Raw genomic sequence first — 14,850 nt, forward strand, 5'->3', positions numbered from 1 at the left:
ATACAAGAGAGCCAAACCCAACTACCGAATAATTAAGTGTGTTTTCTACAGGTGTATTATGCACTAGTTTTTTAAAATGCTTGGCATTACTTGGGGCTTCGCCATCACCATAGGTTGCAGTAAAAATAATTAAATGCTTTGCTTTTTTGTAAGTACTATAATGGTTTAATTCTGATATGTAAGCCGTTTTTTCGTTAGCAATTAAGGCGTTATAAAAAGTGGTGGCAAAATTAAAAGTGCTTCCAGTTTCTGAGCCTACAAGTATAATAAACTCTGCGTTGTCTTTACTGTAACGATTATGGGGTAAGGGGCTTTTCTTTTTGCGTTTTAAAGTCATTGCAAAACCCGAATAAATAAAAAATAAAATAGCAATACAGGTTATTAATAAAATAACAGACCATAATATATTGCCTTGCCCTGTATGTAATATAAAACTCCATCTCGATAATGTTGCCATTAACGTGTTCTTTTTCTCGCTTATTATTTGCCCAGTGTATTGATTTACTAATAGTTCACGGTTTAATAATTTAATTAAGAAAAGGTCTTCGACATCTTTAGAAAAGGGAAACTCTACAGATTTTACTGTATTTAATGTAATTGTTTTAAAAAGAGCAAAATCTGTAGTATTTATTTTAGGAGATGCTGTGAGAGATGCAGTATTAATAGTATGTGTTGTTTTATGTTTTGGTATTACCGAAAATTTTTCTAAAGACAGGTAAATCCCCGTTAACGTAATAATTATAATAGGGATAAGCGTATATTTACCTATTACAATATGATAATATTGCTCAAAATTCTCTTTAATGGTTTTTGAAAAAAACCGTTGTATGCCCCCTTGTCTTTTTGCAATTAACAAGACGCCAGTAATTGCCATTAATAACAACACTAATGCTATTATTCCTATAATAAAACGCCCAGTAGACTTTAAAAATAAAGACCTATGTAAGTTGGTGGCAAACTTAAAAAGGGGTGTCTTTTCTATAATAGAACTTATTTTTTCTCCAGTTCTAGGGTTTATATAAAAGGTTTTGCTTTCTCCTTTTTTAGTAACAACAGATGCAGATACAAAACCATTAGCATCTACGGTTAACATAATAACCTCATCATAATGTTGCTCTAAAGCAGTAATTGTTTCGGCTAAAGTTATTTGTTTGCTATTGTCTATGACATAGGGTTTTAACTGATTAGAAATAGGTTCTACAGCTAAAATAATACCAGTAATAGAGGCTAATGCTATGAATATGAAAGAAGATATAGCCAAGGCTAAGTGGCTATACCTCCATATTGAAATGGTCATTTTTTATAACAATTATTGTGGCATCATGCGTACATAGCGTATAAAGCCGTTACCTTCAATTTTACTTTTTATAGTTTCAGAAGTTAATTCAAACTCCACATCATCTTTATAATATTCTTGATCTTCTACGGCAGTCTCAAAACGTATTTTATAACCTTTATCTATTTTATCGTCATCTATAGAGATTATACTAATTACACGCTCTCCACCGCTTAAAGTAGCACCAGTAATTGCATCAATATCTGTTCTTGTTTTTCCTTGAAATTTCCACCATTCTGTAATATCATAATACCATTCGTCATCATCCCCTTGTACATACAGGGTTTTTTCATACGTTCCTTCAGGATTTAATAATGAAATGGCTATATAGGCACCTTCGCCAGCATAATTAGTCATTTGTATCATACATTTATATGAAGTCGCTTTAGTGATAAAACTTGAAAATATTATAAAAGAGAATATAAGGAATGGGAGCGTTTTAAATAAGTGCATTTTTTTCATTTGCTTAAATAGTATTGTTATTTTTTTTTGATTTATTATAGTTAACATGAGCATTACAGTTGGCACTAATATGTGTTATAGTGTTTTAAAACTCTATTTTAAAAACTCTATATTAATAGTATTAAGCTGTAAAAGCTCGTTTTCTTTAGCTAAATCGTATACAGACTCATTAAAATCTGTTTTAATAGTTTTATCTGCACCAATGCTTATTAAATATTTTAAAATAGATTGGTCTTTAGCTTTCATAGCAGCAATGTGTAATGGCGAAATCCCTTCATCGTTTTTCTGGTTTACGTCTATACCTAAGTCATGCACACGTTTTAATAAATTTAAATTACTATTGTCTAATGCGACATGAAACAGTGTATTACCATTAGCCTGAGTTGCTTTTATATTTAACCCGTTTTTAGTTAATAAGGCTAACTTTTTATTAAATATTTCAGGAGATTTACTCCTATATGCTTTTAGTAAATAGTAAGCCAAGGTGTTACCGTTTTTGTCTTTAACTGTAATATCTGCACCGTTTTTAATAAGAAGGTCAACGACATCAACTGTATTTCGATATATGGCATTCGTTAATGCCGTTTTCCCTTCATTATTAGCTACATTTATATTGTCTGTTAATTTTAGTAAGTGTTTTATTACTGCTAAATCATTATTATATGCAGCATTTAATAGTGCTGTATTTCCCTCTTTATCTGCTTGATTTATTGCAACACCTTTAGATATAAAATAATCGAACACTTTTAAGTCTTTACATTTATAAGCTAAGGCATGTAATGGCGTGGTACCACTATTTGTTGTAATGTTTGGCGTAACCCCAATAGACTCTAAATATTTAAAGACTTCTAAAGAATTGGTGTGTCTTCTTGTGCCTTGACTAGCAAAAATCATTGCATTACCGCCATTTTTTGTTATTACATTAGTTTCTACACCTTTGTTAACTAGTGTTTTTAATAGTTCTATATTCCCGTTTTTTGTGGCATAATTAAACAACCCATTTCCGTTTGCATCTGTACTATTTATAGAGACGCCTTTAGAGGTGAAGTAGTCAATTAATGTCTCGTTTTTTAAAAATGGAGCTACCAGTAATAAGGCATTAGCACCATCATGATTGGTTTCTGTTACGGGGTTAGAGCCGTTTGCTATAGATAAATCGTATAGTTTTGGGTTTAGTTGTCCTGTTACCGCAGCAAAATTTAGAACAGAATAGCCATGACTATCTATAACATTCATTTTTGCCCCCTTATTTATAAGGTACTGCATCATTTCTAAGTTGTTTTTGTAAGCCGCCCAGAATACGTAAGTTCTACCATCGTGAGTTTTCTTATTAACATCGTTACCCTTTTTACTAAGCAAATACTTAATAGTTCTATTATCTACTTGTTCTATTAAAGCCCATGAAACAGCATCAAAGTATGAGGAACTTAAAGCCGAAATATCATGACCTTCTGTAATGTTTTGCTCTATAGATTTTATAGATGGGTTTGTTTTCCAGTAGGCTCTATCTAAAAAAATATTAGAATCTTGAGCATTACCCATAGCTATTGTTAATAATAACAACAGACTAAAGGTTAGTTTAATAGATTTCATAAGTTCATTATTTTACAAAAGATTCTATAACGTCTGCTATTTCATCTTCTTTAGTCATTTCATCTGCAAATAGATGTTTATATAAAGCTTTATTATCTACCTTAGCTTTTAAAGACAATGTTTTGTTATTACCGTAAACTACATCCCATTTTTTACGAACTATAGCCCATTTTTCTTCATTTTTTTTCCACCAATCGGCAGCAGCTTTACATTTACTATCATCTACTTTTACATAAGTGTTAAAGCCTTTTTCTTTAGCAATTAATACATCGGTTTTACCAGATTCTCTTAACACCTTATCGTTATCTTGATCGTGTACCCAACCATTTTTTGTAATTTCTTGTCTGTTACCTCTAACTGTTACATTGTAATCACTTCTTTTGGTGTATTCTCTTCTAGGTAATGGGGCATCTGTTGTGTTTTCCCAATAACTCTTACCATCTACATGTACCCATGTAGAAGAACCTTCGTAACGCGGGCTATCGTCTACCTGATATACTTTTTGAGTCCATTGTCCTTTTACATCTGCTTTGGGTTTGCTAACATAGTTCCAGGTATTGTTGCCATTAAACATGTAAAAATCTGTGTTTTGGTATAACCAATCTTGTCTCCAGTGTTTTACAATGTAAGGTTTTGTAGGTGGGCCTACTTGTAATAAATGTTGAATAGATATTTTGTTTTTACCGTCTTCAACCAATTGTGCCCATTCTAAAGCTTTATCTGTTTTAGTTTTTGATGCTTTATAAAGAGAGTCTTTACTATACTTAAAAGTCTCGGCAAAGTTAAACGTAACTTCAAAACAACCACACATTTCTTTAATAGCTTGGCGGTCTTGTTTTTTCTTGCTTTGTGCATTTATAGTACCTAGAAATACTATAAAGCAAATGATGAATGTAGTTGATTTTTTCATTTTGTAAGATTATTTGTATGTGTTAAAAAAAATTAAATTTTTTACTATTCTTATTTAGATTGAATAAAAATAAGATATATGTTTGCAGCAAATTTAATTAAGAATGATTCTAAATAAAAAATATTTAACGATTTATTTTTCACTTTTTTTAATAACAAACCTTTTTGCTCAAGAGCGTAATAAGGTTGAAAAAGATTCTACAAACGTTGAAGCCCTTAATGAAGTTGTAGTTACTGGGCAATACAATGCGCAATCTGTAAAAAAATCTGTTTTTGAAGTAAAGGTTATAAATAGAAGAGAAATAGAGCAACGCGCCACAAATAACTTAGCAGACCTTTTAAACCAATCGTTAAATATAAATGTAACACCAAATACATCTACAGGTAAATCTGGCGTAAGTTTATTTGGTTTAGATGCCCAGTATTTTAAAATACTAATAGACAATGTACCAGTAATTAATGAAGAAGGTGTTGGAAATAATGTTGATTTAACATTAATAAACTTAGACGATATACAGCAAATAGAAATTGTAGAAGGCGCTATGGGGGTGCAATATGGAGCTAATGCAGTATCTGGAGTTATTAATATTATTACAAAAAAATCGTCTCGCAGTAAAACCGCGTTAACAATCTATGCTCAAGAAGAAACCGTAGGTAGCGAATATGAGTGGTTTGACAAAGGAAGGCACATACAATCTGTTAAAATTGGCCATAATATTACAGATAATCTTTTTGGAAACATAGCTTATACAAGAAACGACTTTGGAGGGTTTTGGAATAATAGGCAAGGAGAGGCTTACGATAGAAACGATGGACTTAGAGGGCACTTATGGTTACCAAAAGCACAGCACAATGCTAAGTTACTTTTAGATTATAAAAAAAAGAAGTTTAATATATTTTATAAGTTCGATTTTTTTAATGAGCGTATAAATAAATACAACAGTACAGTAGATTTAAACGAGAATTCTGCAACAGCAACTAGCGATCCCTTAGCCCTAGATGAAATATATAGAAATAATAGATACATACATCATTTAAACAGTAATGGGCTTATAGCTAATAAAATAAATTATAATATATCCTGGTCTTACCAAGAGCAAAAAAAAGATTTAGAAACCTACACTTACCGTATAAGAAGGGACGAGAAATTAAATAAGCAAGAAGGAGAATACCTGTCTAGAACAGCATTATTTTCTAGAGGAACCTTTAGTAATATAATACAAACTGCAACTTTTAATTTACAAGCAGGTTATGAACTTACTAACGAAAAAGGTTTTGGATCTCCGTTAGCCATTACAATAGATCCAGATGAGAATTTAGTTGAACAGAAACTAAATAATTACGATGTATTTGCTTCGTCTGAAATAAATATAAATAATCAATTTTCGCTAAGACCAGGAGCACGCGTATCGTTTACAAATCTTTTCGATAACCAATATGTATTTTCATTAAGCTCTAAATACGCATTTAAAAACGATTTAGAGTTAAGAGCTATTGTTGGTTCTGCAAACAGAACACCAAATTACGATGAGTTGTTTACCTATTTTGTAGATGTAAACCATAATGTACAAGGAAACCCTAATTTAAATCCAGAAACAGGTTTATCTGCATTTATACATGTAAAGAAAAAGTATACCTTATTTAATGAGAAAATACGCATAAAACATAAAATAAGTACTTCGTACATAGCTATTAACGATAGGATAGAACTTATAGTTGTAGAACAATCACCATTAGCATTTAAATATAACAATATAGATAGTTATAAGTCTTTTGGAGTATTTACCGAAAATACAATAGCCTATAATAGGTTTAAGGTTAATCTAGGAGTTTCTTTACTAGGGATCTCTAAAATTCTAGATAGTAACACTAGTGCTAAAGACGATTTTTTATACAACTTTCAGTTAAATACCAACATCAATTATGTTGTTCCAGATTGGAACACAGCATTTGCACTTTATTTTAAATATATAGGTCAACAACACCAATTTGTAGAAAGAACAAATGCAGAAGGAAATCAAGAGTTTCAAAAAGGGACTACAGAAGGTTATAGTTGGCTTGATGCCACAGTAAAAAAATCATTTTTAGATAAAAAAATTGAAGCAACATTTGGTGTAAGAAACCTACTAGATGTTACTTCTGTAAATACAACAGCCTTTTCTGGAGGGGCTCATAACGGGCCACCAACAAACCTACTCTTGGGCTATGGCCGTTCGTATTTTTTAAAATTAGCTTACAATTTAAATATATAAAAACATGAAAATTTCATACTTAAAATTTACAACTTTAATACTATGCATTTCTGTATTGGTAGTAAGTGGTTGTAGTAAAGATGATAGTTTGGAAAGCGATCCTTTTGTTGTAGCTTTCTCAAGTTTATCGAAAAATTTAATGGAAATAGAGAATGAAGAAACTATTACATTAGTATATTCTGAAACAGCTGTTCAAAATGGAAGTGTAACCATTCAAATTAGCCCAGAAAATGCTATTTATGGTATAGATTTTTCTACATTACCAGCAGCCATTAATAATGTTATAACATTACCAATAGTTAATGGCGAGGTACAAAATACTATTGCTTTTAATAAGTTAAATACAGCATTAGATGAAACTACAGAAATTGAGTTTGCTATTACCACAATAGATTATGGGAATTCTAATATTCAAGGAAACTCTAATTTTTTAATTAATGCATCTGCAGCATTAGGAGGTAGTATAAATGCCGAAGTAGGTGGACCAAATGAAGGCAATCAAGTATATGTAGATTTAAGTAGCGAAAGTACAACGTTAGTACAAAGAGATTCTTGGGATTTAGGCTTTTACAATGGAGATGAATTTAGAGTAACCATAAACGGGTCTATTTATATGGCTACTAAAGCATTAGTCGAGACTAATATAGATGCTATAACAGAAGCAGATGTGGCAAGTATACAGCCTCAAGTAGCCATTGGAACTTTTAATCCTTCAAATGCAGCGTATGTAGATGCACCAAATGGAAATATTTTAGAAACAGCTATAAATGAAATATCAGATACAGATAGTGAAAACCCAGTATACCTTTTAAATCTTGGTTACGAAGTAGGTACAGTAACTCCAAATGTTGGAAGTGTTGCCATAGCAGGAGATGCTAGAGGTTGGAAAAAAATTAGGATACTAAAAAGTGGTGAAGACTATATTTTACAATATGCTAATTTAAATGATACGTCTCATCAAGAAATTACAATATCTAAAAACGCTAGCCATAATTTTAAACACTTTAGCTTTAATACTAATACGCTGGTAGATGTAGAGCCACAAAAAGAAAAATGGGATCTCTGTTTTAGTGTGTTTACAAGTGTATTACCAGGTGCTGGTAGTTATGGCTTTTCAGACTTTGTTTTTCATAATAGAAAAGGTGGAGCTGTAGCCTATAAAGTAGATACAACTGCTTTTGCTTATAATGATTTTACACTGCAAGATGTTATAAACTCTAATTTTTCTCAAGACCAAACTACTATAGGAAGTAGTTGGAGAAGTGTATTTACAGGAGCTGTAAATACAGACCGATTCTATATTATAAAAGACTCAAACAATAATATATACAAACTAAAATTTTTAGGATTAACTAATAGTAATGGAGAGCGTGGTTACCCTGAATTTGAATATAAACTATTACAATAAATTATTAAATAAATTATTAAATAAATTAAAATGAACACAAAATTACATTTTTTATTCGCCTTACTATTTAGTGCAGTTATTATTAACGCACAAGAAACAACTGTAAATACAAGTATGGGAGCTGGATATTCTAATCAAGTTTATTATAAACTAAGTACACAAACAGAAACAGTATTTGCAGCTAACTCTTGGGATATAGCATTTTTACGAACCAGTAACTTTGCTCAAGCTATTCGTGTAAATGGAGGTAAAGGCATTGAAGTTTTTGAAGCCTCTAATAATATTAATGACTGGAATACTATAGATGTCGCTAATGAATCTTCATGGACAAAATTATACAATAGTGATACAGTATGGAATGATGGTGCTTTTTCTAAAGGATCTGCAACCTATGGTTGGGGAGAATATAATATTGTAACACATACAGTAGAAGGTACAGTAATATTTGTATTAAAATATGCCGATGGTAGTTATAAAAAATTTATAAACGAATCTTACCAAGGTGCATATAATTTTAAATATAGCAATTGGGATGGAAGTTCTTGGAGTGCAGATGTAACAGCTACAGTAGCCAATACCAGTAATCCAAACAATAAATACAACTATTACTCATTACAAGATAACACCGAAGTAGTTGCAGAACCAGCAATTGCAAATTGGGATATAAAGTTTACAAGATATTTTACAGAAGTAGCACCAAACACTCAATATTTAGTAACAGGAGTGTTACATAATGATTTGGTAGAAGTTGCAGAAAATGATGAGCCAGGAGGAATGCCAGCTAATCCAACATTAACGTATTCTACAGCTATAAATACTATAGGTTACGATTGGAAATCGTTTTCTGGAGCAGGTTTTACTGTAGATTCTGATAAAGCATTTTATATAAAGTATGCAGATGATACAATTTATAGAATATATTTCACATCTTTTTCAGGAAGCGCTTCAGGAGATTTAACATTTAAATTTGAAAACGTTACTAATACTTTAAGTGTAGAAGAAGTTGCAGAAGGTATCTCTTTCGGAATTTATCCAAACCCATCAGTAGACAAAAAGATAAACTTAATCTACGATGTAAATAAACTTAGTGGAAATAAAAATGAAGTTGCAATTTATTCTACAACAGGACAAAAGGTATTTCAAGAAACCCTAAAAAATAGATCGGGGTTTTATAATAAAACCTTAGACTTATCTAGTTTGTCTAGTGGTATTTATATTTTACAATTTAACTCAGGAGAATATACCACAACTAAAAAAGTAATACTAAAATAATTTTTAGAACAATAAAAAAAGGTAGTATTGACTACCTTTTTTTAACGATCACATTAAAAGTGTACAATGAAAAGATATATGCAGTTCCTTCTATTTACTATAATAATAAATAGTGTTTATGGACAAACATTTTTACAAGAGAATACCAGTATTGATAACTTTTTTTACCCATCGATAGATTGGGCAGATTATGATAATGATGGAGATAAAGATTTAGTTATTTCTGGAGGTGTAGATACTTCTGGAGACTATTCGGCAGATATAAGTAGTATAAAAATATATAACAATAATAACGGAACTCTAACAAGTATAAATACCCCAAACATTTATGGGTTGCATTTAGGATTCGTTAAATTTTTAGATATAGATAACGATAGCGATTTAGATTTAATTACCTCTGGACAAAATTACACAGACATTACAAGTTATTACTTTACAATCTATGAAAATGTAAATGGAAACTTTACTGTAAAACAGCAGTTAGATGGGACAATATATAGTTCATTAGATTATGGAGATTATGACAATGATGGAGATCTAGATTTATTAGTTACAGGAGCATATCAAGCTAATTCTGGAGCTTCTAAAATGTCTAGAATATATAACAATGAATCTGGAACCTTTACAGATGCTAATATTGTGTTACCTGCAGTACAAAACGGTAATGCACAATTTGGAGATTTTGATACAGATGGCGATTTAGATATTTTAATAATGGGGACAGATGAAAATGATTTATATATATTAAAAACCTTTATTAATAATAATACTGTATTTACTGAAGGGCAAAATTTACCAGGGATGTATCTAGGGTGGTTTACTCTAGGAGATTACGATAATGACGGAGACATAGATTTTGCTGTAATGGGTGACGATACTAATGACGATTATGCTGCAAAAATATATACTAATGTTTCTGGTAGTTTTTCAGAATTAGTAACATTAAATGGCATTGATAACTCTAGTGGTACTAATCCTGTAGCATGGGGAGACTACGATAATGATGGAGATTTAGATTTAGTTATTTCTGGTACAGACGAAGATTATAACGACATTACACATTTGTATAAAAATAACAACAATACATTTTCAATAGTCAATGAAGGTTTAATAAATTTAGGAGGCAGTGCTAGTTTATTTTGGGCAGATTATGATAATGATAAAGATTTAGATTTACTTATCTCTGGTTTTTTTGATGATGCCAACTATGCATCTCAAACTATTTTGCATAAAAATAATACAACAATAGAAAACGAAAAACCTAATGCGCCTACCAATCTAGTAAGTACTATAAATACTAATGACTCAATAACATTTTCATGGGATAATGCTACAGATGATTATACGCCAAGTAACGGATTACATTATTTATTAACTGTTGGTACAACAGAGAATGGGGCAGAAATAGCATCTTATAAAGTTTATGGTACTTCTTGGACAATAAATAATTTAACTGCAAATAATTATTATTGGTCAGTGAGAGCTATTGATACTGCATTTGTTATGTCTGATGCGACATCAAATCAAACTTTAGGAATAGATGAATTTGAAACGCCAATTACTTTTAATGTTTACCCTAATCCATCTTCAATAGATAAAATAATACATATAGATTATAATATTGCAGTATTGAGTTCTAACACTGTTGAGGTAGTAATATACTCTGCAATAGGACAGAAAGTATATCAAAAAACATATAAAGAACATTCTAATACTTATAAAGAAATTGATTTATCTGCTTTAACAAGTGGAATCTACTTGTTACAATTTAATTCAGGAAATCAAACCATGACCAAAAAGGTAATTTTAAAATAATCAATAATAAAAGTAGTATGATGAACAAAATCATATTAAAATAGCTTCATTAAAAAATAATAAAAAACAAATTCCCTAAACCAACATAATGCTTTAGTTATAGTAAGAATACTCTACTATGGTTGCTGTATTATAGATTGTAAACAAATTTTAAATGAAAAATCAATTATTAAATTTTATAGTAATAACTTTAATAAGCTCTTTGTCTTTTTCCCAAAATGGAAAGGTAACAGGAACAGTAACAGATAATACTCAAACAAATTTACCAGGAGTTAATGTATATATTAAAAATACAACTCAAGGTATACAAACAGATGAAAACGGCTTATTTGAAATAACAAATGTAGCAAATGGAGATAACACACTTGTTATATCTTATTTAGGGTTTAAAACAAAAGAAATACCTTTTACAATAACAAGTAATGAAACTAAAAATATAGGAACTATTGTCGTGTATGAAGGAAATGAAATATTAACAGAAGTAGTTCTTGTAGGAGAGAGAAAAAATAAATTTTCAAGAAAAAAAACAGCTTATGTTTCTAAATTACCTTTAAAAGATTTAGAAAACTCTCAGGTATATAGCACAGTTACTTCTGAGTTATTAGAATCTCAAGTAGTAACAAATTTTGATGATGCATTAAAAAATGCCACAGGTGTAGATAAACGATGGGAAGCTACAGGACGTTCTGGTGATGGAACTGGGTATTACTCTATTAGAGGTTTCTCTGCACAACCAGGATTAGTAGATGGAGTACCAGGTTACACATTTAGTGCAATAGACCCTTCTTACATAGAACGTATAGAAGTATTAAAAGGGCCCTCTGCAACATTGTTTGGTAGTACGGTAACATCTCTTGGAGGGTTAATAAATATTGTAACGAAAAAACCTTATGAAGGCTTTGGAGGGAGTGTTTCTTATACAGGAGGATCATTTAATACCCATAGAGTATCTGCCGATATTAATACGCCTTTAGGAAATAAAGACGATTTATATTTTAGATTAAATGCTTCGTATTTAACACAAGATAGTTTTCAAGATGAAGGGTTTAAAAAAACATTTTTTGTAGCGCCATCATTATCGTATAGAGTTAATAACAGGTTAAACCTATCTGTAGGAATAGAATATTCAAAAACAAAACAAACCAACCCAGCAATGTTATTTGTTCGTAGAGGCTATCCAATGCCAACAAATAATGTAGATGATTTTGGAATAGACCCATCAAAATCTTTTACAGATAACGATGTGTTTTTAGAAAATCCAACATTTAGTACAAGAGCAATAGCAGATTATAAAATATCTGATAATTGGAATTCGCAAACCATTATAGCTAGTAGCCATACAGAAAGTAAAGGGTATTACCAGTATTTATTAGAAGGAGCAGCCGTATTCTTTTTAAACCCAAATCCGCAAACACAACAAGAAGTTGATCAAAATCAATTTATACAACAGTTTTTACAACAAGATGTATTAACTAGAATAATAGATAAAAGAGATGCAAATGCAGCTACTTTTAATATACAACAAAACTTTACAGGAGATTTTAAAATAGGTAATGTAAGAAATAGAATGGTTGCTGGTTTAGATTATGTTAGTAAAACAACAACTAATAGAAATAGAGCAATAAACCCTTTAACAGGCTTACCTGTTATTTATGGTTTTTTCCTACCAGATGGAACAGCTGTAGACGATGTCTTTTTTACACCAACTACTGTTGAAACAGAATACCCAATAAATCAATCTATTTTAGATCCTATTTTTGAACAAGTTCCAGCAAATGATATCAAAACTAGATCGCAAACTTATGCCGCGTATGTATCAGATGTAATTAATTTTTCGCCTACATTTTCTGCAATGTTTGGTTTAAGACTAGACCATTTTGATCAAGAAGGAAATAAAAATATTCCTGAAGATGATTATAATAAAACTGTATTCTCTCCAAAATTTGGTTTAGTATACCAACCTATAAAAGATAAGTGGTCTGTATTTTCTAACTACCAAACAGGGTTTATAAATGTAGACCCTCAATTAGCAACCATTAATGGAGAAGTTGTAGTTCAAGCTTTCGACCCACAAAAAGCAAGACAATTTGAATTTGGTACTAAAACAAATTTATTTAATAATAGATTAAGTATTGGGTTGAGTTATTACAATATTATTGTAAACGATAGAAATACATTAGACCCAACAAGTCCATTATCGTCTATAATTATCGATGAAATTACCAGTAAGGGTTTTGAGTTAGAAGTTAATGCCAACCCAGTAAGTGGGTTAAACATTAGAGGGTCTTTATCAATTAATGATAGTGAAATTACTGAGACACAATTTGCATCTATTGCAGGAACAAGACCAGAAGAAGCAGGACCTAAAACGATTTATAATTTTTGGGCAGACTATAAATTTAATGATAATACAGCATTAAAAGGTTTTGGTATTGGAGTAGGTTTTGATGGAGCTTCAAAATACTATACAATGGATAATGTAGTTTCTGGAAGATTCGAATTACCAAGTTATACTATTTTTAATGCTGCTTTATATTATAATCATAAAGATTTTAGAATAGGAGTAAAAGGAAACAACCTATCTAATAAACAGTATTATAAAGGCTGGAGTACTATAAATCCACAAGCAAAACGATCTGTTTTAGGGACAATAATGTATAAATTTTAGTTTTTGTTAGTTAATTAAGTTAGTCCATTCTCAACAACTCTAAATGTTATATTTAGAGTTGTTGTTTTTGCTATTAACAATATAGGTACAGTTAAAAAATAATGATCACTCTATTAATAATTATAGTCTTTATAGGAAGTTATATAGCTTATAATGCTTCAAAACAAAATATGCAGCACTCAAAATCTATTATAGAGTCGTGGAGTAAAACATATTATAAACAAGCAAAAATAATAAGTATAATACTGTTTTTACTAGCATTAGTATTGGCTGTTTTAAAATTTGGTTATAGCTCTGGAGTTTTATTTTGGCTTTTTTTATTAATGTTATTTATGGGGTTAGTAATAACAATTGCTCCTTTAAAAATAATTAAATATACACACTTAACTGTATTTTTTTTATTAATACTAATTATTGAATATATATTTTAAGTTATGCCAGCAAATCCTAAATATTTAAATAAATCACCTTGGCATCAGTTTGCCAAAATTTCTTCTGGAGTTATAGGCGGTTACATAATTAGCGCATTACTTCATATGTGTTTACCCTTATGGTTACCAAGTTCCAAAAACATTTTAATAAGCTCTATTTTTACATTATTTATTGTGTGGTGTGTGTGTTTAATTATTCCTTTTCTGTTTAAAAATGGATGGAAAGCATGGTTGCTATATATAATACTCATTGTAATACTATTTGGTTTGTATTATTTAGGGAATAAAAATAATCCTTTTGTATAATGAATAATAGAAACTATAATGTGTTTTTTAATACACATACCGTTAGTGGTATTATAATTAGCGTTGCTTTATATATAATCTTTTTTGCAGGAGCCTTTTCTTTATTTAAAGAAGAAATTGCAATATGGGAAGAAGGTACTTCAGTAAGTTATACATCAAGAAAAGATATCGATTTTGATACTGTTATAAGAAAAATAGATACAGTATATAATTTAACTGGGAGAGATATACAAATTAATTTTGGAAAGCATAAAGATAAATTAACAGTTTTTTTAGACGTTAGTAAAGATTCTTTAGCGCTAGAAAAAAATGACAAAACACATTTTTTTGAAGTAGATACCAATACTTTAGACATTAAAACATACTCAGAGTATTATAGCTTAGGAGAGTTCTTATAC

General features: G+C 30.2%; 12 protein-coding genes. 8 read left to right on the forward strand and 4 right to left on the reverse strand.

The features are described from left to right. The 4 genes from ACVC2P_RS19335 to ACVC2P_RS19350 form a co-directional block, all read right to left on the reverse strand. A partial coding sequence (locus tag ACVC2P_RS19335) for a PepSY domain-containing protein (protein WP_452600086.1) occupies positions 1-1,297 on the reverse strand: 1,297 nt, incomplete at its 3' end. A 12-nt stretch (positions 1,298-1,309) separates the two neighbouring features. Beyond that, positions 1,310-1,798: a DUF2271 domain-containing protein gene (locus ACVC2P_RS19340; protein ID WP_452600087.1), complete on the reverse strand. Its 489-nt coding sequence runs from the start codon at positions 1,796-1,798 to the stop codon at positions 1,310-1,312. A gap of 93 nt (positions 1,799-1,891) precedes the next feature. After that, positions 1,892-3,391 carry an ankyrin repeat domain-containing protein gene (locus ACVC2P_RS19345; RefSeq protein ID WP_452600088.1) on the reverse strand — a complete coding sequence of 500 codons (1,500 nt, stop codon included), beginning with the start codon at positions 3,389-3,391 and terminating at the stop codon, positions 1,892-1,894. 7 nt (positions 3,392-3,398) lie between these two features. Then, positions 3,399-4,301, reverse strand: coding sequence for a DUF6607 family protein (locus ACVC2P_RS19350; protein ID WP_452600089.1), 903 nt, complete (start codon positions 4,299-4,301; stop codon positions 3,399-3,401). Positions 4,302-4,404: 103 nt separating this feature from the next. Here ACVC2P_RS19350 and ACVC2P_RS19355 point away from each other — a divergent pair, with 103 nt between their 5' ends. From ACVC2P_RS19355 to ACVC2P_RS19390, 8 genes are all read left to right on the forward strand, one after another. Next, the gene (locus ACVC2P_RS19355; RefSeq protein WP_452600090.1) at positions 4,405-6,552 is read left to right on the forward strand and encodes a TonB-dependent receptor plug domain-containing protein; all 2,148 of its coding nucleotides are present in this window, start codon (positions 4,405-4,407) and stop codon (positions 6,550-6,552) included. A gap of 4 nt (positions 6,553-6,556) precedes the next feature. Next, positions 6,557-7,960 carry an HmuY family protein gene (locus tag ACVC2P_RS19360; RefSeq protein ID WP_452600091.1) on the forward strand — a complete coding sequence of 468 codons (1,404 nt, stop codon included), beginning with the start codon at positions 6,557-6,559 and terminating at the stop codon, positions 7,958-7,960. Between the two features lie 30 nt (positions 7,961-7,990). Beyond that, complete coding sequence (locus ACVC2P_RS19365) at positions 7,991-9,232, forward strand: T9SS type A sorting domain-containing protein (protein ID WP_452600092.1); 1,242 nt, start codon at positions 7,991-7,993, stop codon at positions 9,230-9,232. 66 nt (positions 9,233-9,298) lie between these two features. After that, positions 9,299-11,047 (forward strand): FG-GAP-like repeat-containing protein, encoded by a 1,749-nt coding sequence (locus ACVC2P_RS19370; protein ID WP_452600093.1) that lies wholly within the window; start codon positions 9,299-9,301, stop codon positions 11,045-11,047. 154 nt (positions 11,048-11,201) lie between these two features. Next, positions 11,202-13,715: a TonB-dependent receptor domain-containing protein gene (locus ACVC2P_RS19375; RefSeq protein WP_452600094.1), complete on the forward strand. Its 2,514-nt coding sequence runs from the start codon at positions 11,202-11,204 to the stop codon at positions 13,713-13,715. Between the two features lie 101 nt (positions 13,716-13,816). After that, positions 13,817-14,146, forward strand: a complete 330-nt coding sequence (locus ACVC2P_RS19380) for a hypothetical protein (protein ID WP_452600095.1) — start codon at positions 13,817-13,819, stop codon at positions 14,144-14,146. Between the two features lie 3 nt (positions 14,147-14,149). Further along, positions 14,150-14,452 carry a hypothetical protein gene (locus tag ACVC2P_RS19385; RefSeq protein WP_452600096.1) on the forward strand — a complete coding sequence of 101 codons (303 nt, stop codon included), beginning with the start codon at positions 14,150-14,152 and terminating at the stop codon, positions 14,450-14,452. Beyond that, the coding region (locus tag ACVC2P_RS19390; protein WP_452600097.1) for a PepSY domain-containing protein at positions 14,452-14,850 on the forward strand (399 nt) is incomplete at its 3' end. The genes ACVC2P_RS19385 and ACVC2P_RS19390, both read left to right, overlap by 1 nt.

The sequence above is a fragment of the Pontimicrobium sp. MEBiC01747 genome, from assembly GCF_053601635.1.